Genomic DNA, 21,137 nt, shown 5'->3' with positions numbered 1-21,137 from the left:
ATTCGATCGCTTCGTCGTGTTGTCATGTCAGCTTTGGGGTCGTGCGACCTCTTAGCCCTCATCCGCCGGCCGGGTGTCGACGACGCTGGCCATCGCGGTCGCGACCGCACGCGCCTCATCCCGGATCACCCGGCCGATCTGCTCGATCCGCTCCGGGTCCAGCCGATGCGACGGTCCGCTGACGCTGAGCGCGAACCGGGCCGCCCCACCCGGGCGGGCGATCGGGGCGGCCACGCAGCGCAACCCAATCTCGGACTCATCGGCGTCGGTGGCATACCCGCGCTGCCGGACAAGGTCGCAATGCGCCAGGAACTCATCCGGTTCGGTGAGGGTGTGCTCGGTCAGCGCGGTCATCGGCCCAGCGGCGAGCACCTCACGCACCTCGTACTCCGGCAAGGTGGCCAGGATCGCCTTGCCCAGCGCCGACGCGTGCCAATGGTCCCGTTCGCCGATCATGGCGCCCTTGCGGATGGAATGGCTGCTCTCCAAGGCATGCACGACGACGAGCTCACCGCCGCGGCGCAGCCCGAGGTTGACCGTCTCGGTGAACTCACCCAGCAGCCGCTCCATCGCCGGCAGCGCCAGCGACACCGGATCCTTGCCCGCATACATGCTGCCCGCCAACGCGGGGAGCGCCGGACCGAGGAGGTACCGCTTCGATTCCTGATCACGGACGACGAAACCGTGGGTGACGAGTGCGTTGAGGTACCGGCCCGCGGTGGCCTCCGTCAGCCCGGTCTCCTGGGCGACGACGCTCAGCGCCTTCGGCACCGGTGTGCCGAGGACCTTGAGTATCGCCACCGTCCGATCCACCGATTGCAGCGAACCCCCACCGGTGTCGTCTCCGGGTCGCGTGTCAGGCATCATCACTCCTTTGCCGCACCGGCACGGGTCGCGGTGCCGATGAGTCTCCCGATGTCGATCTCCGGTGCATAGCCAAGCATCCGTTGGGCCTTCGTGATGTCGTGCGACACGTCGATCCGCACACCGGGTAGCCGGACTCGGACCACCCGGCGTCCGGTGGCCTCGGCCAAGAGGTCCGCGGCCTCGCTATAGGTGAACGGCGCTGGCCCGCTGAGGTTGAACGTCTCACCCACCGCGGCTTCCTCGGTGAGCTGCAACCAGATCCCCTCGACGAGGTCACGCACGTCCACCACGTGGAAGGTGTAGGGCTGTCCCGCGTCGTCCATCGCGTCGACGAGCACGTCAGGGTCGTACCCTCCGGCCGCTTCGAGCACCGCCGCCGCTGCCTCCCGGCCGGTAGCCCGCAACATTCCCAGGAACGGCCGCGCGAACAGGAACCGGCCCAACCAGCCGTCCGGGCTGAGCACCTCACGTGCCTCGGTGACCAGCGCGAACCGGGCCGTGGTCACGGGTACCCTTCGGGCCCGGCCGAAGTAGTCGACGATCGACTCGGCCAGCTGCTTGCTCAGCCCGTAGGCGCTGTAGGGGCGTTGCGGATGTGCCTCGTCGATCGGCACGTACGCCGCCCCCAGCGACGGGTAGACCTCGTCGCTACTGGCCAGAAAGAACCTCCGCAGCTCGGTGCTGCCGGCCGCTGCCTCAACCAGGTTCAACGTGCCCCGCACGTTCTGCTCGAACACCGTATGGTCGGCTTCGCTTGACCAGTCCATGACGGCGGCTAGGTGGACGACGTACGACGCTCCGGCGCAGGCCTCACGCAGCAGCTGGCGCTCGCCCAGTGTGCCCACATAGCAGCGCACACCCTGCGCGGTCAGCCACTCCTGCCCGGCCGTATCGTCGGGGAGCACCAGCGCCTCGACATCAACACCAGCGTCCCGCAGCCGGGTGGTCAAACGCCGCCCCACCCGGCCGGCCGCACCCGTCACCAGAGCCTTCACCGGACCGTCACCTCGTCTCGTTGTCGTAAGCCGTGCTGGTCGAGCACAACCGCGCTCCCATCGTTGGCGGAGAAGAACCGCACTCTCGGCCAGTCCGGCCGCACCTGGATCCGGTCACCGGGCCGTAGCCGATCCAGCAGGCCGGTACCAGCGCGCACGACGGCCCGCGGCCCATGTTCACCGACGGTGCCGTCGATGAGCACCTCATGGCCCAGGTTCTCGATCACCACCACCTCGAACGGCAGCCCGCCCGAGTCCGGGTCCGATGCCAGGTGGAGATCCTCCGGCCGCACCCCCATCACCAGGGCTCGCTCCGGGGCCGTTGCTCGCAGCCGCCCGGCCAGCGGCTCCGGCACGTCGACGGACCAGCCGCCAGGTGATCGCAGCCGGACCGGGTCGCCGTCGGGAACCAATTCCACCTGGACAAGGTTCATCGCCGGGCTTCCGATGAACTGGGCGACGAACGTGTTGGCCGGATCGCTGTAGACCCGCGCCGGCGAGTCGATCTGCTGCACCCGCCCGTCTTTCATGACCACGATCTTCGATCCCATGGTCATCGCCTCGGTCTGATCGTGTGTCACGTAGACCGTCGTCACACCGAGCCGCCGCTGCAACGCCACGATCTCGGCCCGGGTTTGCACCCGTAGCTTCGCGTCGAGGTTGCTCAACGGCTCGTCCATGAGGAACAGCGTTGGCTCCCGGATGATCGCCCGGCCCAGCGCCACCCGCTGGCGCTGGCCGCCGGACAACTGAGCCGGCCGCCGGTCCAGCAGCGCCTCGATGTCGAGGGCGGCCGCGATCCGCTGCACCCGCTCGTTGATCTCGTGTTTGGGACGGCGCCGCAGCCGCAGGTGGTACGAGAGATTGCGGGCAACCGTCATATGTGGATACAGCGCGTAGCTCTGAAAGACCATCGCGATGTCGCGAGCCCGCGGCGGCGCGTTCGTCACGTCGGACCCGTCGATGAGGATCTGACCTGACGAGACGGTCTCCAGCCCCGCGATCATGCGCAGGGTGGTTGTTTTGCCGCACCCGGATGGGCCGACGAGCACGACGAACTCGCCGTCGGCCATCGAGAGGTCGACGTGGTCGACGGCGACGACGTCACCGAAGACCCTGGTCAGGTCGCGCAGTTCGGCATGACCCATGAAGCTCTCCTTACTCGAAGCACGGCGCCCGCTAACCCTTGACCGCACCAGCGGTCAGGCCTTGGAGCAGGTAGCGCTGAAGGAACAGGAACATCGCCGCGACCGGCAGGGTGACCAGCACGGCGCCGGCCATGATCTGGTCCCACGGGGTGACGTACTCCCCGATGTACGAAGCGATGCCCAACGAGATCGTCCAGTTCTCCGCGCTCCGCACCAAGATCCGCGCGAACAGGTACTCGTTCCAGGACACGATGAACGCGAACAGGAAGGTCGCCGCCAGGCCCGGCGCCGACAACGGCAACGTCACCCGGAAGAACGCACCCATACGCGATGTGCCGTCGATGAGCGACGCCTCTTCGAGGTCTTTCGGAATGGAGTCGAAGAACCCTTTGAGCAGCGTGGCACTGACGGGGACGATGAACGCCAGGTACGCCAGGGTCAACCCGTTGACGTCGTCGACGAGGCCGAGTCGGAGAAAGACGAGGTACATCGGCAGGGCCAGCAAGATACCCGGGAACATCTGGGTGGCCAGCATGCCTATCTCGGTTGCCTTGCTGCCGCGGAAGCTGAACCGGGACAACGCATACGCCGCTAGCGACGCCGCCACCACGGAGATCGACGCGGTAGCCAGCGAGACCCGGATGCTGGTGCCGACCCAACCCAACAGCCCCGACGAGGTCAGCATCTCCGTGTATGCCCCGAGGCTCACCCCGTCGCTGGGGACCAGCCGCGGCGGCCACGAGAACAGACTCGTCGAAGGTTGAACCGAGGTGACGAGCATCCAATAGATCGGAAAGATCGCGATCAACACCAGTGCGACGATCAGGAGGAAGAGCCCAGCGGCACGGCACAGCCGGGCCAGCCGGTGCACACCGGCGGGGACGGGTGTGAGTGCCGTCGCCGTTGCGGACGTTCTGGTGAGCGTTTTAGTCATGGCTTCACCACCTCACCCGGGTGATCCGTGCGTACACCGCGGTGATCGCGACCGCCAGCAGCAACAGCACCATGCCGACCGCGAACGCGTAGCTGGCGTCGAAGAAGCGGAAGGCACGCTGATACATGTTGAGCACGAGCGTCTCGGTCGCTCCGGCCGGCCCACCTTCGGTCATGAGGAAGATGAAGGTGAACTCACCGAAACTCCAGATGGTGACCAGGACCACTACAACACTGGCCACGCTGCGCAACCCCGGAAGAGTGATGTCGCGGAACTGCCGCCAGCCGTTCGCACCGTCGATCGCGGCGGCCTCATAAAGGTCATGCCGGATACCCTGCAAGCCAGCCAGGAACATCAATGTGCTGAACGGATAGGACTTCCAGACGGTGACGATGATCACCGCGAGCATCGAATAACTCGGGCTGCTCAGCCAGGACGGTGCGGTGTCAACCAACGGGAGGCGGGTCAGCAGGTAGTTGAGCACGCCGTGCTGCGGGTTATACATCCACACCCAGACGAGTACGGCCACCACGTTCGGCACCGCCCACGGCAGCAAGATCAACGTGCGGACCAGCCCCCGGTAGCGGAACGCGCGGTTGAGCACCACGGCGGTCAGCAACCCCAGCACCAGGCTGCCCAGGACACTGCCGACGGAGTAGACCACGGTCACCCGCACCGAGTTCCAGAACGCCCCGTCCGACACCAACTTCGTGTAGTTCTCGACGGTGAACTCGCCGGTCAACGCATCGGGGCTCAGGGTGTCGGCGTCGGTGAAGCTGACCCATATCCCTAGGCCCAGCGGCACGAAGATCAAAACCGCGGCGGTGGCCAAGATGGGCAGGGTCAAAACGTACGGCAGCCACTTCTCCTCACGCCCGGCCGCCCGGTGCCGCGTCGACGCGGACCGCGACCGCGCCCTGCGCGCGGCCGGAGATGGCGGAGCCGGGCCGCCGGGTGTGGCGGGTATCCCGGCGGCCACAGCGCCCACGCCATTCCGTGCGTGTCCGGCGCTTCGGGCTCCCTGATCAGTCGCCGACAACGGCCTCTACCTCAGCTTGGGCGGTAGCCAGCGCGTCGGCCACCGGGGTCCCCCGGTACAAGGCAGCCTCGAATGCGCCGGTGACGATGCGGATCACCTCGTTGCCATGGTCCAGCAGCTCCGGCGGCATGATCGGGACCGAGAATTCGCGGGCGGCTTCGTCGAAGATCTCGAACCACGGGTTCTCGTCGAGGAATCCCTCGGGCATCGCGTCAGTGCGTGGAGACACCGCACGAGTAGTCTCGATCATCTCCTTCTGCCACTCCTGGCTCTGGAGGAACGCGATGAACCGGAAGGCTTCCTCCTTGTTCGGGCTCGCCTCGGAGACCGCCCAGAGCTGGTAGGTCGACGCGGTGGCCTGCCCTGGCCAGGGCAGGTACGCGGTATCGAGCCGATCGACGATGTCCGGATTGTTGTCCTCGGCGAAACCCATCATCCAGGAGCCGTCGAAGATGACGCCGATCTTGCCCTCCCACCACATCTGCCGGTAGGTGGACTTGTCGACGTCGAGCGGCATTCCGCCGCCTTCATACAGTGCCCGCAGATCTTCGAGTGCCTCGACGTTCTCCGGCGCATCGATGGTGACCTCACCGTCCCGGGCGAGCCGGCCGCCATTGGCGATCACCCACTGGGCGATGTCGAGGTAGGTCTGCTGAGCCGATCCGGGCCGCAGCATCGCCGCGTATCCGTACTGCTCGGGAGGATCGGCGATGTCCTCGACCATCGCGTAGAAGCTCTCCGGGTCGGCCGGGAACTCGTCATAACCTTTCTCGGCCAACATGTCTACGTTGTAGAACGGTGTGTAGTTGGCGATCATCTGAATGACGCCATAGGTGGTGCCATCGACGGTGAGCGGTTCTTCCCACTGGGCTGGCACGTAGGTCTGCTCGTCGATGTCGCTCTCGGCGAGATACTCGTCGAGCGGAGCCAGGGCTCCGATCCGTCGAAAGTCGCCGATGTTCGTCAGGGTCAGGTGCAGCACGTCCGGCGGATCACCAGCCGACACCTCGGTGAGGACCTGGTCGGTGTAGTCACCGAAGGCCAACTCGTAACCCTCGACCTTGACGTCGGAGTTCTCCGCCTCGAAGGCCTCGATCGCGGCGTTCAGCCAGTCACGGTTGCCGGGCTCACCGAACCACCAGCTGGGCACCCGGATCGTGGTCACGGCGTCGGCGTCGGCGTCGGCGTCGCCCGATCCTCCCCCGCTGCCGCCACATCCCGCCGCGAGTACCGCGGCAAGGGCGGCCACCATCCAGGTCCTGCTTCTCGTCTTCACCACGCTGTATCCGTCCTTCCGGTTGATGGTCGACATCCCGGTGACTTTCACTGAGCGTTAGAGACTTTCATTTGTCGACAGTCAGGCATATTGAATAAACATCTCCATCATTTGTCAACCGCTGCGCAGCGACAGGTGCCCTCCGGACCAACCGGATCGCCTGGTGTGCCCCGCACTTCGCTACCGCCACATGGCGTTAAGCGCCGGATCCGGGCTCTAAGCCGCCGTGATCGTTAGCGGATTTCCGCCCTCCTCACCGGTGATCGTTGCCGGATTTCGGTCGCTATCGCGACGCGAATCCGGCAACGATCACCGGGCCCGGGGGCGGAAATCCGCTAACGATCACTGGCGGCCGACGCGCCGGGCGCGTTGATCCTGGCGCCGGGCACAGCGCTAGACCGCGTTCTCCTCAGTCGACGCACAACCGCGGTGAGAGGGTCCTTGGTTGAGGTTGCCGGACCGGTCACGGGCGGCCGTCATCGCTCCCCGCCGGGGGTTCTGGCGCGGGACCTTGGGCGCAAAAAGAAGGCCGGCCCCGGGACGAGACCCGGGGCCGACCTTCGATGACGGCGCGACGGCTACAGGACGGCGGTTGCCGGCGACCGGCCCGCGGCCGAGATGGCCGGTAAGCCCGCCTGTTGTTTCAGTCGCGGGTGAGCTTGCGGTAAGTGACCCGATGCGGGCGCGCCGCCTCAGCTCCCAGCCGCTCGATCTTGTTCTTCTCGTACGCGTCGAAGTTGCCCTCGAACCAGAACCATTTGGCCGGATCTTCCGCGTCACCTTCCCACGCGAGGATGTGGGTGGCCACCCGGTCCAGGAACCAGCGGTCGTGTGAGGTGATCACGGCGCAACCAGGAAACTCCAGCAGGGCGTTCTCCAACGACTGCAACGTCTCGACGTCCAGGTCGTTGGTGGGCTCATCCAGCAAGATGAGGTTTCCGCCCTGCTTGAGGGTCAGTGCGAGGTTGAGCCGGTTGCGCTCGCCACCGGACAGCACCCCGGATGGCTTCTGTTGGTCGGGACCTTTGAACCCGAAGGCGGCGATGTAGGCCCGGCTAGGCATCTCGACCTGGCCCACCTTGATGTGATCCAGGCCGTCGGAGACGACCTCCCACACCGTCTTAGCGGAGTCGATCCCCGCCCTCGACTGGTCGACGTAGGACAATTTAACCGTGTCACCGATCCGCAACGTACCGGCATCCGGCGACTCGTCACCGACGATCATCTTGAACAGCGTCGTCTTACCGACACCGTTGGGACCAATGATGCCGACGATGCCGTTGCGGGGCAGCGAGAAAGACAGGTCTTTCATCAGGGTGCGGTCCTCGAACCCCTTGCCCAACCCTTCGGCTTCGACGATGACGTTGCCAAGCCGCGGCCCCGGCGGGATCTGGATCTCGTCGAAATCGAGCTTGCGGGCCTTGTCCGCCTCGGCCGCCATCTCCTCGTAGCGGCCCAGTCGAGCACGCTGCTTGGTCTGCCGGCCACGAGCGTTGGACCGGACCCAGTCGAGCTCGTCTTTCAACCGCTTCTGCCGCTTGGCGTCTTTTTGCCCCTCGACCTTCAGCCGAGCCTGCTTGTTCTCCAGGTACGTCGTGTAGTTGCCCTGATAGCCGTGGACTCGGCCGCGGTCTACCTCGGCGATCCACTCGGCCACGTGGTCGAGGAAGTAGCGGTCGTGGGTGACCGCCACAACCGTGCCTGGGTACTTCTCGAGATGCTGCTCCAACCACTGCACGCTCTCCGCGTCCAGGTGGTTGGTGGGTTCGTCGAGCAGCAACAGGTCGGGCTGCTCCAGCAGGAGCCGGCACAGTGCGACGCGGCGCCGTTCACCACCGGAGAGCACGCTGACATCCGCGTCCGGAGGTGGGCACCGCAATGCGTCCATGGCCTGTTCGAGCTGGGAGTCCAGGTCCCAGGCGTTGCGATGGTCCAGCTGTTCCTGGAGTTTGCCCATCTCGTCGAGCAGTTGATCGGAGTAGTCGGTCGCCATCTTCTCGGCGATCTCGTTGAACCGGTCGAGCATCGCCTTCGTCTCGGCCACACCTTCCTCGACGTTGCCGAGGACCGTCTTCTCCTCGTTCAGGGCTGGCTCCTGAGCAAGGAAGCCGACCGTGTAACCGGGAGTGAGGTAGGCCTCGCCGTTGGACGGCTGGTCGACGCCGGCCATGATCTTCAGCACGCTCGATTTACCGGCCCCGTTCGGGCCGACAACACCGATCTTCGCCCCTGGAAGGAACGCGAGCGTGACGTCGTCGAGGATGACTTTGTCGCCGTGCGCCTTGCGCGCCTTGCGCATCACGTAGATGAATTCCGCCATAGCGCTCCCCAGCCTACGGCCTCCGACGGCGAATCCTTAAACGGCATGCCCCAGCTCGTGACGTTTGGTGGCTCCGGAGCAGCCCGGAGCCACCAAACGGGTACCGCCGCTCAAGCCGCCAGGCCCACCTCGGCCAGGTTGCCAGCTTCGTCCTGGTTGTCGTCGTCATCATCGGATTCGTCGCCGGCGACGGCGGTACCCGGCCCCGAGCCGACTTCCATCGTCCGCGCCGCCGGTGGCTCCGGCGGCGTCGAAGGCCACGGCACGGCGTCGCCGTCACCAGGAATGACCTCACCCGACGCTTGGTCGACGCCGTCGCTCTCGGACACGTACGGCGCCAGCTTCTCCATGACCTCGGCGCTGTCCGGCGTTACCTGTGACACCCGGGTGTTCCGCTGGAACGTGGACGTACCCCGGAACAGATCATGCCCGATGGAGCTCGCCGTGATCTCCGCACTGAACCGTTGCACGTTCTTGTTGTCACGCCACTCCCGGACCCGGACCTTTCCATGGACGACGACCGGGTCGCCCTTCTTCAGCGATAGGCAGATGTTCTTGGCCAACTGAGATTGCCAGCAGACGACGGTGTAGAAGGACGGCTCGCCGTCCACCCACGACCCGGCCTGGGCGTCATACCGGCGTTCATTACACGCCATCCGGAAATGGGTCCAAGGCTCCTTGGTGTCACGCTTCTCCTCACGCACGACCTCGCTGGCGACATTCCCGGTGACGGTCAGTGTTGCGGCAGTCATCCAGTACCTCCTGTACTCGTCTTGGAGATGACTGCTTCGACACTCCCCGATCCGACCGCGCACCGGAAGACCCCGATCGACGGTTGTGGATAACCTGCCACGACTCCCGCCATGACCTGTGGACAACCTTCCCTCCTCCTCCCCTTCCGGTGATCATTGGCTTTTGACTACCGGATCCGGTAGTCAAAAGCCAATGATCACCGGAAGGGGAGGAGGAGGGAAGGGGAGGTTAGTCGGCGGCCGCGTCAGCCAACGCCTCCCGGAAGGTCCGGTAACGATCAAGCTCGGCGCCCACCGGCTTCTCCACCACGTTGGTAGCGACGCGGTCCACCACCGCTCGTAGCTCCGCCCGCGCTTCGTCGGCCCGGCGACGTCGGGCACGGCGGGCCGCCAGATAACGCACGACGGCGAGGACGAGGGCCACCACCCCACCTGTCACCAGCAGCACGAGTGACACCGGGCTGCCGATCACTTCGGGTTCGGCGATATCCAGCCGGTCCAGCCATCCCCACTCGAACCGGGAGCGGAGCTCCACGAGGAGCGCCCACCCACCGCCGACCACCCCGGTCAGTATCGCGAGCCACTCCACCGCCCCGGTCAGCTGCCACCAGCGTGGCGGGCGTTCACGAAGATCGAGTTCGGCCAGCTCGCGCACCAGCTGGTCCGGCACATCGGCTGCCGCTTCGGTCGCGGCGGCCCGGATCGAGCCGCCCCATCCGGCGCTCAGCGAACCAACCGCGGCCGTACCGTACTCCTCGACGACGGGGGTGGTCACAGCTTCGTCGATGACGGGTGGTTCGGGCGGCTGGGCCGCGCGCCCACGCCGCAGGTACATCCGGCCCGCCGCCGTGGCGAGTTGATCGACCTCCGCCGCGGCGGCCAAGCCGTCCACCAGACGCTCGTGTTCCCCCGGGCCGAGCTCACCGGGAGCGGCCGAACCGACCACCTGTTCCATACGCAGCGCGATGCGCCGGGTGTCGGCCTCGATACGTTCCCGAATGGCCAGCCGCTTGGCGACCGTGTCGCGGAGCAACTCAAGCAACTCGTCGACGCCGGCGCCAGTGACCGCGGACACGGGGTACAACCGGGCACCGGTCAGGCCGTCGTCGTCGAGCAACCGTCGCAGGTCGGCGAGGCAGGCATCGACGTCGTCGGCGCGTAGTCGATCGATCTGGTTGAGCACCACGACCGTGACGTCATCGTGTGCCGACAGCCCGCGGAGGTAACGCTCGTGGACAGCCTCATCGGCATACTTCTGCGGATCCATCACCCAGATGAACAGGTCGACCAGATCGACCAGACGGTCAACCGTGCGCTGGTGGTCGGCTTCGGTGGAGTCGTGGTCGGGCAGATCCAGCAATACCAGCCCGTCCAACGCATCCGACGCACCGGAGTCGAGGACGCTCTCGCGGGACACCCGGCCTTCGTCGGGGACATCGAGCCAGTCCAGCAGGGCCTCGGCGCCGCTGATCCCCCAGACACATGCCAACGGCCGTGAGGTGGTCGGCCGGCGCACTCCCACTCGGGCGATCCCCATGCCACACAGCGCGTTGAACAGCGACGACTTACCGCTGCCGGTGGCGCCGGCCAGCGCCACGACAGTGTGTTCGAGGGAATGCTCCAGGCGAGCACCGGCCCGGTCGAGGACGGCCCGGGCCTGGGTTGTGGAGGGGTCGAAGAACCGCCCGGAACCAGCGTCGAGCGCGGTGGCGAGTGCAGCCAGGCGGGTGGTCATCCGGCCGCACCTCGCACGGCCCGCACGTCGGCGATGGCCACGCCCAATTCGGCCCGCTCGGCGTCGCCGAACACGTCGACCTCGGCCTCGTCCAGGGCCTGGGACACCAAGGCCAGCACGTGGTCGATCGCGCCGTCGACCGCACGCTGGGCCATGACGGTGCGCACCGAGACCTCGCCGGGGACCTCATGCAGCCAGCGCACGACCGGCTCGGCGACGTGTGTCGGGAACATACCCGAGCTGTCGAGTGTGGTCTCCTCCACCGCGAAGAGGGTGGCCGAGCCGAGCCCCCGGGCAGCCAACAGGCTGGCGAGGTGGGTTCGGATCTCGGTCATGGCGTCCGTGGGTACGCGGTTGACCACGACGGTGATCGGAACCCGGCGGTCGGCGGCCCGGGCCAGCACGTGCCATGGCACCGCGTCGGCGTAACGCGCCGCGGTGGTCATGAAGATCCAGAGATCGGCGGCTGCGATGGCCGGCGGCGCCGCCGGTCGGTTGGTGTCGGCGATCGACGCCAGCGGTGGAGTGTCCATCAGCACGACGCCCCTCGGCACCCGGACGGCCGACCGTTGTTCGGAGAGGACGTGCTCGCTGGGGAACCACGGGGTGTCGGACGGGTGATGCACCAACACGGGGACCCGAGTGGTGGGCCGGAGCACCCCCGGAGTGGTGACGATCTCTCCAGCGGCCGAGTTCACCAAGGTCGACTTGCCGGCACCGGTGGCGCCACAGACCGCCACCAGCAGTGGCGTGTCGGCCCGGCGCGGCCGGATCAGGACGTAGTGCTCCAGCAGTGCTTGTGCCTCCTCCAGGGTCCGCCGGGTAGCCGCCGCGCTCGCGGAGTCGAAGGGGAATTCCATATCGCCCAGCAATCGACACAAAACGCCCAAAGCGTCATACATGCGATCGTGAGACGGTTGCGCCACACCGACATGTTTGCATTAACGTCACTATCGACGCCGACAACACTCTGGAGGATCTCATGTCGCTCGAGCGGCCGACCGCTCCCGATCCTTACTCCCTACTACCCCAGGTCGGGAGTTTTCATGTCGAAAGCGACGACGTCCAGGACGGCGAGCAACTGGCGAACGACTTCCTCTTCAACGACTGGGGCATGACCGGCGAGAACCTCTCACCGCACCTTCGGTGGTCAGGTGCGCCCGAAGGCACCCTCAGCTATGTCGTCACGTGCTTCGACCCGGACGCCCCGACCCCCAGCGGCTTCTGGCACTGGGGTGTAGTCGACATACCCGCGCGGATCACCGAGATCCCCCGGGGTGCCGGAGCAGCCGACGGACTCGGGCTACCCGACGGCTCGTTCTCGGTGCGCAACGACACCGGCGGGTATGGTTACGCCGGCGCCGCACCACCGGCGGGCGACGTCCCACACCGCTACTTCTTCGTGGTCCACGCCGTCGACGTGCCGTCGCTGCGGGCCGAGGGAGTGGGCGACGACGCCACGCCGGCGGTGGTCTCCTTCAACCTCGCCTTCCACACGCTGGCCCGTGGCATGGTCGTCCCCGTCTACTCCCACTGACATGACCGGCCCCGCCACCATCGGCCGACTGGCCACGGTCCCGGCCCAACAGCGCCCGGATCTCCTGGCCGAGCCGGTACGCCGCGCGTTGACCGACCAACCAGCCGTGGACGTATCGGTCGCGGAGATCGATCCGACGCTCGCGGACACGGCGGAATTCTGCGCCGCTTACGACGTGGCACTCGACGCGTCGGCGAACTGTGTTGTGGTGGCCGGCCGCCGGGGCGGCGAGGTTCGCGTCGCCGCCTGCATGGTGCTGGCGACGACGCGAGCCGACGTCAACGGCGTGGTGCGCCGCTACCTCGATGTCCGCAAAGCGTCGTTTCTGCCCATGGACGAAGCCGTGATCGCCACCGGCATGGAGTACGGCGGGATCACCCCGCTTGGCCTACCCGACGGGTGGCCGATCCTGGTGGACCCCGCCGTCGCCACGCTGCCATCCGCCGTCATCGGCAGCGGGCTGCGACGGTCGAAGCTGACGATCCCTGGATCGCAGCTGGCCGCCTGGCCCGGCGCGGAGGTGGTGGAGGGGCTGGGCCGTCCCGCACCGTGAGGCAGCACCACAGCGCGGGGATTCACCCGTGCTTGCGCGTCAGGGTCGCACGACGACGTAGATCTTCTTGAACGTCTCGTGGACGTCCCAGGTGCCACGCCAGCCCACCGGGAACGCCGCGCTCATGCCCGGCGTCAGCTCGACCGGGTCGCCGCCGTCCTCTTGGACGGTCATCTTGCCCGCCAGGACGTAGATCATCTCCTGCCGGTCTTCGTACTCCCACCGTGACGTGCCGGGTTCACACTCCCACAGGCCGTACACGACCTTCTTGTCGTCGCTGATGTGGATGATGTGATTGCGGGTGAGGATCTCCTCCGGCTTGATGGGGGTAGCACTCGGCGGAACCAGCGGTCGCTGTTTCCGTTGGGTCAAGTCGAACTCGGCTGGACGGAGGTTGGTGGTCACGAGCAGCTCCTCATGTGTGTTCCATGCCCGGTCAGGGCACTCAGATCTTGATCGATACGAACTTCGTCTGGGTGTAGTGCCGAAGTGCCTCCACTCCCTTCTCGCGGCCGTGCCCGCTGTTCTTGTAGCCTCCGAACGGCCCTTCGACCAGCCCGGCCGTCCAGTCGTTGACGAACACCTGACCGGCCTGCAACTGCGCCGCTACCCGGTGGGCACGAGCCAGGTCACGCGTCCATACACCGGCCGCGAGTCCGTACTCGGAATCGTTGGCCTGACCGATCGCGTCGGCCTCGTCGGCGACCGGGATGACCACCACGACGGGGCCGAAGATCTCCTCCCGGGCGATCCGCATCTGGTTGGTGACGCCGGTGTAGACCGTCGGCTCGATCAGCCAGCCCTCGCCCGTGGCCCGGCCACCCGTGACTAAGGTGGCTCCCTCAGCAGCGGCGATGTCGAAGTACGACAGGACGGCATCGAACTGCTCCCGGGTGGTCTGGTGGCCGTAGTCGGTTCCGGGCTTGACGTCGGCAACGGCCGCCGCCAGGGAATCCACGAACTCTTCATGGATCTCTTCGGCGACCAGAAGACGGGTGCCGTTGGAGCACACCTGGCCGGCGTTGGCCACGAACGCGCGCACCGAACCGGCCACGGCCGCCGGCAGATCAGCGTCGGCGAACACGATGTTGGGAGACTTGCCCCCGAGCTCCAAGGTGACCGGGATGATCTTGTCGGCGGCGATCCGGCCGATCTCCCGTCCCGCCCGCACTGATCCGGTGAACGCCACCTTGCGCACCCCCGGATGTTCGACGACGGCCTGACCGGCGACGGCTCCCATACCCGTCACGACGTTGAGCACTCCTGGTGGCAGCCCCGCGTCGGCGGCGATCCGGCCCAGCTCCACCGTGGTGGCCGACGTATGCTCCGACGGTTTGCAGACCACCGCGTTGCCGACGGCGAGGGCTGGGGCCACCGCACGAGCGGCTTGGTTGAGCGGCACGTTCCACGGCGTGATCACACCCACGACGCCGAAGGGTTCGTGCCGGGTGTAGCCGTGGAACCCGGCGCCCAGGTCGATGATGTCGCCGGTGGGGAGATTGACCAGCCCGGCGTAGTACTCGAAATAGGCGGCCGCACCTTTGATCTCGATCTCTGCCTGCTGCCGCGGCTTCCCCGTCTCGGCGGCCTCCAATTCGGCGAGGCGGCTGAGTTGATCGCGGATGCCGGCGGCGATACCGGCGAGAACCCGGCCGCGCCGGGCCGGCCGGGCAGCCGCCCACGGGGGCGCGGCCGCTTGCGCGGCCCGCACGGCACTGTCGACATCTTCGGCGTCTCCCCGGGCGATCTCATGGAGGGGTTCGGTACCACCGGGCCGAATAGAGACGATCCACTCTCCGGCCGCCGGAGAGTGCTCGCGACCACCGATCCAATGCTGATACCGATCCGCTCCCGCTGGACTACTCGACGTCATCCGTGACCACTTCCATCCGCCCTCACCACACTCAAGCGCTCTGCTCAGCCGCTGCGCCGGTGGTGGAGTGGAAGATCCCCGCCAGCGTCACCAAATCCTTGAGAGAAGCCCGGGCGATGAACGACGTCGCGACGGTGTCGTGCCAGCGCATCAGGTCGGCTTTGATCTTCTCCGGCGTACCAACCAGTGCGATCGCCTCCACCATCTCCGTCGGCACGGCTGCCGCCATACCTTCCCGGTCGCGAGCCAGGAACCGTTCCTGGATCTCCCGGCACGGCTCCTCGAAGCCCAGCCGCGCTACCGCGTTGAGGTGGAAGTTCATGTTCTCCGCACCATTGGCGCCCACCTGGAAGGCGATACCCGGCTTCAACCGGGCCGCCGCGGTCTCGGTGTCCGGGCCGATCGAGATCGAGGCAGCCGGGGCGATCTCGAAATGCTCCGGCCTCCCGCCAGGACGGGCCTTGAACCCGATCTCCAGCCGTTCCCGGTACCAGTCGTCAGCCAGCGGCGAGAAGTTCGTGGGCAGCCAGCCATCGGCGATCTCGGCCGCTAGCGAGATGTTCTTCGGACCTTCGGCGCCGAGATGGATGGGGATGTCGGTGCGCGGCGCGTCCCGCAGCGCGGTCCGGATCGACTTGCCGAGACCGCTACCCCCAGAGATCGGCAGGTTGTACGTGGTGCCACGGTAGGACACCCGCTCGCGTGCCATCGTCTGACGCATGATGTCGATGTACTCGCGGGTCCAGCCCAGGGGCCGCTCGAACGGCACCCCGTACCAACCCTCGACCACCTGCGGCCCGGACACACCGAGTCCGACCACCATCCGGCCGCCGGACAGCTTGTCCAGCGTCATCGCCGCCATGGCCATCGCGGTGGGGGCCCGTGCGGCCATCTGTGCCACGGCCGTGCCCAACCGCATCGACGTCGAACGTGAACCCCACCACGCCAGGGGCGTGAAGCAGTCTGGACCGAACGACTCCCAGGTCCACGCCGACTCGTAGCCAGCGTCTTCCACGGTCCGCACGGCGGCGGTGATATCGCCCGGATGCTCGGGGTCTCCCAGCATCCCCACCGTGCAGCCGATTCTTTCGATCATCGGTACTCCTCTCGATACCTCACGCGCTGGCCAGTGCCTCGCGAGTGCGTGGTCATTCCCGGATGGTGGCGTCGTGACCGGCCTGCCAGTTACCCGGGACGCTCTCGGCCGGCTCGGTGCCGCCCAGGGTGAATCCGTCGACGGCGCCGTAAGCGCGTTTGGTGACCATCAACGGCTTCACCACGACGTCGTCCAGGAGCTTGTCGCCGATCTGCTGCCACAGCTCCTGCTGGCGGTCGGGATCGGTCTCGGCGCCGGCCTGCTCGATGAGGTCGTCGGCGCCGCCATAGAAGGAGAAGTTCTGCGCCGGCCGGGCGCCACCCACGACCATCGAGTCGGAATGGAAGAACTCGCCGAACGTGACCTGAGGGGTGGGCCGGAAGGCCACCAGGCTCACCACGAAGGGTTCGCTGCCGGAGAAGACACGTTGTTGCCAGGTGGCGGTGTCGACGGTCTCGATGTTGACGGTGACGCCGATCTCTTTCAGTTGCGCCTGAACGATCTCGTAGTACGTCAACACCCCGCCCGCGTTCGGCGACACGATGTCGAGGGAGAAGCCGCCTCCTTCGTGGCCGGCCTCGGCCAGCAGCGCCCTGGCCCGATCGAGGTCGAACTCGTACTCGAGCCCGGCCTCCTCGACGTGTTCGCTGGGGATCCCGCCAGGCAACGCGCTGTCGACGACACTCTTCGTGGGGAAGGCGAGATTCTCGCCGGTGACGGCGATGATCTCGTCGCGGTTGATCGCGTGGGAGATCGCCTGCCGCACTCGGACGTCGTCCAACGGCTCGTGTTCGGTGTTGAACAGGAAGTACCAGGTACCGAAGATCGGCGTGGCCACGGCTTTCAAGCCGTCGTGGGCGTCGACCTGATCGAGCCACCGACCGCCGTCGCCCGCACCAGCATCGGCAGCGTCCAGGTCGCCGCTGAGTAGTGCGGCCTGCCGGGCTGCGTCGTCGCTGATGAACCGGAACTCCCATCCGGCAGCGAGTGGTTCGCCGAGATAGTAGTCGTCGTTCGCCACGAGCTTGAGCGACTGGCTCGGGGTGTAGCTATCGAGCATGAACGGGCCAGTGCCCACGGGGTATTTGGCGAACTCCTCGTCGCCCTCGGCCTCGACAGCCTGCATGCAGACGATCCCGGCGGGCCCCCAATTGCTGATGAGTGGCAGGAACGCCGTAGGCGACTGCGGTGTGCTCATGATGACCCGGACAGTGGACTCGTCGACCACTTCCACTGTGTCGAAGGCCGCGTAGTTCACCGCGAAGTTCGACCGGTCCGGGTCAGCGGCGCGGTTGAGTGAGTACGCGACGTCGTCGGCGGTGAGCTGGTAGGCCTCCGTATGACGGCCCGCCGGGCAGACGACGTCGTCGCGGATCCGGATGGTCCATGTCTGGGTGTCACCGTCCATCTCCGGCTCGGGAACCGCTTCGGCGATACCCGGCTCGAATGGCGCGGAGACGTCTCCGACGTGGTACCGGACTAGTCCGTCGAAGATCATCATGGTGGACACTCGGTCCAACGGCTGGACCGCCTGGGTGGGATCCATGGCGGTGATCTGGGTGGCGCCGATGCCGTACACGATGGTCGGCCGCTCTCGTTCCGCGTCGCCTCCCGTTCCACCGTTGGTGTCGCTACATCCCGCGACCGCAAGCAACGCCGCGGCCGCACCGGCCACTACGAGGCTGAACCTTCGCTTCACCATCTTTGTGCGCTCCTATCACCGAAAGCCGAACGCGTGCGGCACGAACGAAGACCCGCCGCTCGTAACAGATCCGATCCGGTGTGGACCGGCAGAGCCCGCCCCGGCGGCGCGGGAGCGAACCCGTGTGTAGAGCCAGCGCTCTCCATAGGAAGTCGAGTGCTCCGTACATTACAGGAGATCTGTAATGTATCACACGTCAAATATGCCGACAAGGCTCACTCACTTCTACTCTCCCGTGAACTCCGGCCGGCGGCGCTCCTTGGCCGCGGCCACACCTTCGAGCCGGTCACGGCTGGTCACCAAGCGTTCGTATAACGCCGCTTCGGCTTCCACGCCGGCCCGCACATCCACGTCGAACGCCAAGTTCAGCGCCCGTTTGGCCTGGCGATTCGCCAGCGGGCCCACCGTAGTCACCGCCGCGGCCAGCTCAGCGACCACTGACTCCAGGCCGCTGGCCGGAACCACCCGGTTGAGCAAACCCCATGACCGCGCCTCCTCAGCGACGAACCGGCGTCCGGTGAGCACGAGTTCTTTGGCCAGCGTGGGGCCAACCAGCCGCGGCAACACCTGGGTGCCCCCGCCGGCCGGCATCGAACCCATGCTGGTCTCGATCAGCCCCAACACCGCATCGTCGGCGGACACGCGCAGGTCGCAGGCCAGAGCCAGCTCCAACCCGCCGCCGAGGGCATAGCCGTGGAGCTGGGCGATAACCGGCGGGCCACAGTGGTAGATCGCGTCGAACACCCGCGGAGTCAGTGCGCGCCGCCGGCGCAACTCCTGGTCGGTCATGGTGGCCCGCTCCGCCCGATCAGCACCCACACAGAAAGCGCGCCCTCGCCCACGGAGCACCACACACCACACATCGGAGGCGACGTCGAGCCCGGTGAAGACCTCCAGCACACGCTCGTACATCGGTGTACTCACCGCGTTGAGCACGTCGGGGCGGTTCAACGTCACGGTGGCGACGTGGCCCGTGACGTCGAGCTCCACGAGATCAGCCGGCAGCATGACGCTCACCAGCTGAACGTGGCGCTGGCCTGTTCGCGCCGGGCCAGCTGAGCGGTCCGCATCACCCGGTAGCCGGCCTGTACCGCCACCGAGTAGGGCATCTCGGCCGCCTCATAGAAGAAACGTTTGGTCATGTGCACCGCATAGGTGGAGTTCCCGGCGATCTGGGTAGCTAGCTCGCGGGCACGATCAGCTAACCCCGCTTCCGGCACCACCTCGTTGACCATGCCCATCGCCAACGCCTCCTGGGCCGGAATCCGGCGTCCGGTCACGAGGAGCGACATGGCGTTGCGGGTTCCCACGACCTCACGTAGACGTGGGATGCCGTTACCCTGCACCAGGCCATGGGTGATCTCCGGGTGCCCGAACTGCGCATCGTCGGCGCACACCACCAGATCGGCGAGCATAGCCACCAGGGTGCCCAGACCGAGTGCGTAGCCACGGACCGCCGCGATGATCACCGGTCGGGCGCCGCGGAAGTTCGCCGACAGCTCGGACCCGGTCGACACCTCGAACGCCGCCGAACCCGCCTCGCCGAGTTGGTCGCCCAACTCGGCGAGGTCGGTACCCGCGCAGAACGCGGTGCCAGAGCCGGTGAGCACCACCGCCCGCAGATCCTGCAGCTCCGAGCTGGTCAACACGGTTGCGAGCTGGCGGTGCATGGCGAAGTTGAAGGCATTGAGCTTCTCCGGACGGTTCAGCGTGATGACGCCGACACCGTCCTCGGTGGCTTCGAACTCGATCTCGGACATCCCTGACCTCACCGTCGATGTTTGCGCACGAACGAGAGCACGGCCTTGTTGTAGGCCAGATACTGCTCCCAGAACGGCGTGTGCCCGGCCTCGCTGATCACGACCGTCTCGGATTGGCGCACGTGGCTGGCGATCTGTCGCAGCCTGGCGGGCGGTAGGTAGAGGTCACACGTCCCGGTCAACAGCATGACGGGTGTCCGCACCCGGCTGATCGCGTCCCACGTGATGGCGTTCTTGGAGCCCTGCGGCATGTAGTTGTCATACGCATGTTCCACGCGGTCCAGCCATGCCGCTGTCCCCTCCCGGTTCGCCGCCCGGTACGACGGCCCCAACTCGCGGAAGTCCTCGGGCAACTCGAACCAGCCCGGCGGCAGGATCGCCCTCGTCACATCCTGAAACTCCGGTTCCTGGATGCCGGCGAGGGTCGACGCGACGGTGGCGCTGAGCAGCCGCTCCGGGAAGGACAACGCGTAGTCGAAGACGGCGAAGCCACCACCGGCCGTGCCGACCACGTGGAACCGGTCGATACCCAACGCCGTCGCCAGCGCGTCGAGGTCATCTGCCATCGTTCCCGGATCGTCCTCCGGCCCCCGCTCGGACATGTCATAACCACGACGGGAGTAGCTGATCACCCGGTACCCGGCCTTCGAGAGCGCGTCATGCTGGTAGTTCCACGTCGCCCCGCTACCGACATGGGCATGCAGGAAGATGATGGCCTGGCCCGTCCCTCCGGAATCCCAGCACCACAGCCGCACGTCAGGCAGCTCGACGAACCCCTGGGTGCCTCTGAACTCCGGCTCTGGGTCCCATGACGTCTGGGCCGGCAGGAGTGTCTCGCGTGGTTTGGGACCACCGGGCCGACCGGCGTGGTCCGGCGGCGCGGCAAGAGCCCCGGCCGGGTTGAGCGCGACCAAACCCGCTCCGGCGGCCACAGCGCCCAGCATGGTGCGGCGGTTCAGCGGTGTACCTCGTCTGTTGCTCATGTCATCCTCGTCTCTCTTCGAGTCCCGGACCGCGGCCAACCAACGCCCACTCACGTGGCGTGAGCTAAAGCCGGGCGTCGACGCGGATACGGTGCGGGACAGCGTTGTCAGCGATCACGACTTCCGATGAGCAATTGCAGGGGGTTCTCGGTGAAGATCGCCTCGACCACCTCCTCGTCCACTCCGGCAGCGACGAGGTCGGGACGCATCTGGTTGAACACGTAGGTGTAACCGGGTCCGCCGCGCCGTTCCCGCATGGCCAGTACGCAGACGTCGTGAGAGAGCAGCAGGCTGGATCCCCAGCCCCGGCGGATCAGCTCGACGGCATTGTTCAGCCGCCGCTCCTGATTGATGGCGTCGAAGCCGCTGCAACCGTCGTACATAACCATGGCGCCACGACGGGCCAGACTCTCGTGATAATCCACCTTCGGATACGTGTCACAGTGCCCCACCGCCACCCGCCGCAGATCAACACCCTCATCCTCGAGGACATCCAACATCCACGCCCCCACCTCACTCTTCACCGCATGCAACACCAAACCCAGCCCGGTCTCCTTCTGCGCCCGA

At 66.7% G+C, this 21,137-nt stretch carries 20 protein-coding genes; 2 read left to right on the top strand and 18 right to left on the bottom strand.

Features of this window, described 5'->3' with window-relative positions:
- Nucleotides 1-51: 51 nt before the first annotated feature.
- The 10 genes from G8760_RS27850 to G8760_RS27805 form a co-directional block, all read right to left on the bottom strand.
- Nucleotides 52-864, bottom strand: a complete 813-nt coding sequence (locus G8760_RS27850; protein ID WP_166356117.1) for an IclR family transcriptional regulator — start codon at nt 862-864, stop codon at nt 52-54.
- A 2-nt stretch (nt 865-866) separates the two neighbouring features.
- Nucleotides 867-1,862, bottom strand: a complete 996-nt coding sequence (locus G8760_RS27845; protein WP_166356116.1) for an NAD-dependent epimerase/dehydratase family protein — start codon at nt 1,860-1,862, stop codon at nt 867-869.
- On the bottom strand, nt 1,859-3,010 hold the full coding sequence (locus G8760_RS27840; protein ID WP_166356115.1) for an ABC transporter ATP-binding protein: 1,152 nt from the start codon (nt 3,008-3,010) through the stop codon (nt 1,859-1,861). The genes G8760_RS27845 and G8760_RS27840 overlap by 4 nt, the downstream gene beginning before the upstream one ends.
- A gap of 31 nt (nt 3,011-3,041) precedes the next feature.
- The gene (locus G8760_RS27835; protein WP_166356114.1) at nt 3,042-3,944 is read right to left on the bottom strand and encodes a carbohydrate ABC transporter permease; all 903 of its coding nucleotides are present in this window, start codon (nt 3,942-3,944) and stop codon (nt 3,042-3,044) included.
- 4 nt (nt 3,945-3,948) lie between these two features.
- Nucleotides 3,949-4,932: a carbohydrate ABC transporter permease gene (locus G8760_RS27830; protein WP_166356113.1), complete on the bottom strand. Its 984-nt coding sequence runs from the start codon at nt 4,930-4,932 to the stop codon at nt 3,949-3,951.
- Nucleotides 4,933-4,969: 37 nt separating this feature from the next.
- On the bottom strand, nt 4,970-6,295 hold the full coding sequence (locus G8760_RS27825; RefSeq protein ID WP_166356112.1) for an ABC transporter substrate-binding protein: 1,326 nt from the start codon (nt 6,293-6,295) through the stop codon (nt 4,970-4,972).
- 607 nt (nt 6,296-6,902) lie between these two features.
- The gene (gene ettA / locus G8760_RS27820) at nt 6,903-8,579 is read right to left on the bottom strand and encodes an energy-dependent translational throttle protein EttA (protein WP_166356111.1); all 1,677 of its coding nucleotides are present in this window, start codon (nt 8,577-8,579) and stop codon (nt 6,903-6,905) included.
- A gap of 110 nt (nt 8,580-8,689) precedes the next feature.
- Nucleotides 8,690-9,331: a single-stranded DNA-binding protein gene (locus tag G8760_RS27815; RefSeq protein WP_166356110.1), complete on the bottom strand. Its 642-nt coding sequence runs from the start codon at nt 9,329-9,331 to the stop codon at nt 8,690-8,692.
- 229 nt (nt 9,332-9,560) lie between these two features.
- Nucleotides 9,561-11,066 carry a GTPase family protein gene (locus G8760_RS27810; protein WP_166356109.1) on the bottom strand — a complete coding sequence of 502 codons (1,506 nt, stop codon included), beginning with the start codon at nt 11,064-11,066 and terminating at the stop codon, nt 9,561-9,563.
- Complete coding sequence (locus G8760_RS27805; RefSeq protein WP_166356108.1) at nt 11,063-11,926, bottom strand: GTPase; 864 nt, start codon at nt 11,924-11,926, stop codon at nt 11,063-11,065. The genes G8760_RS27810 and G8760_RS27805 overlap by 4 nt, the downstream gene beginning before the upstream one ends.
- Nucleotides 11,927-12,048: 122 nt before the next feature.
- Here G8760_RS27805 and G8760_RS27800 point away from each other — a divergent pair, with 122 nt between their 5' ends.
- Entirely contained in the window at nt 12,049-12,603 is a 555-nt protein-coding gene (locus G8760_RS27800) for a YbhB/YbcL family Raf kinase inhibitor-like protein (RefSeq protein ID WP_166356107.1), read from the top strand.
- Nucleotide 12,604: 1 nt separating this feature from the next.
- Nucleotides 12,605-13,156 (top strand): YbaK/EbsC family protein, encoded by a 552-nt coding sequence (locus G8760_RS27795; RefSeq protein ID WP_166356106.1) that lies wholly within the window; start codon nt 12,605-12,607, stop codon nt 13,154-13,156.
- Nucleotides 13,157-13,195: 39 nt separating this feature from the next.
- Here G8760_RS27795 and G8760_RS27790 read toward each other — a convergent pair whose 3' ends face one another.
- The 8 genes from G8760_RS27790 to G8760_RS27755 form a co-directional block, all read right to left on the bottom strand.
- Nucleotides 13,196-13,561 (bottom strand): cupin domain-containing protein, encoded by a 366-nt coding sequence (locus G8760_RS27790; protein WP_166356105.1) that lies wholly within the window; start codon nt 13,559-13,561, stop codon nt 13,196-13,198.
- 40 nt (nt 13,562-13,601) lie between these two features.
- A complete protein-coding gene (locus G8760_RS27785; protein WP_166356104.1) occupies nt 13,602-15,029 on the bottom strand; it encodes an aldehyde dehydrogenase family protein in 1,428 nt (475 codons plus the stop codon).
- A 31-nt stretch (nt 15,030-15,060) separates the two neighbouring features.
- Complete coding sequence (locus tag G8760_RS27780; protein WP_207782814.1) at nt 15,061-16,125, bottom strand: LLM class F420-dependent oxidoreductase; 1,065 nt, start codon at nt 16,123-16,125, stop codon at nt 15,061-15,063.
- Between the two features lie 52 nt (nt 16,126-16,177).
- Nucleotides 16,178-17,827, bottom strand: coding sequence for an ABC transporter substrate-binding protein (locus G8760_RS27775; protein WP_166356103.1), 1,650 nt, complete (start codon nt 17,825-17,827; stop codon nt 16,178-16,180).
- A 225-nt stretch (nt 17,828-18,052) separates the two neighbouring features.
- On the bottom strand, nt 18,053-18,835 hold the full coding sequence (locus tag G8760_RS27770; protein ID WP_246222712.1) for an enoyl-CoA hydratase-related protein: 783 nt from the start codon (nt 18,833-18,835) through the stop codon (nt 18,053-18,055).
- 5 nt (nt 18,836-18,840) lie between these two features.
- On the bottom strand, nt 18,841-19,587 hold the full coding sequence (locus G8760_RS27765) for an enoyl-CoA hydratase/isomerase family protein (protein ID WP_166356101.1): 747 nt from the start codon (nt 19,585-19,587) through the stop codon (nt 18,841-18,843).
- 8 nt (nt 19,588-19,595) lie between these two features.
- Complete coding sequence (locus tag G8760_RS27760) at nt 19,596-20,570, bottom strand: alpha/beta fold hydrolase (RefSeq protein WP_166356100.1); 975 nt, start codon at nt 20,568-20,570, stop codon at nt 19,596-19,598.
- A 107-nt stretch (nt 20,571-20,677) separates the two neighbouring features.
- Nucleotides 20,678-21,137: phosphotriesterase family protein (locus G8760_RS27755; RefSeq protein ID WP_207782813.1), on the bottom strand; the 460-nt coding region annotated here is incomplete at its 5' end.

Origin of the sequence: Phytoactinopolyspora limicola, assembly GCF_011320225.1 — a bacterium.
Taxonomy (GTDB): domain Bacteria; phylum Actinomycetota; class Actinomycetes; order Jiangellales; family Jiangellaceae; genus Phytoactinopolyspora; species Phytoactinopolyspora limicola.
Note: the sequence above shows the minus strand (reverse complement) of the source record. Positions and strands in the feature narration are given on the sequence as shown.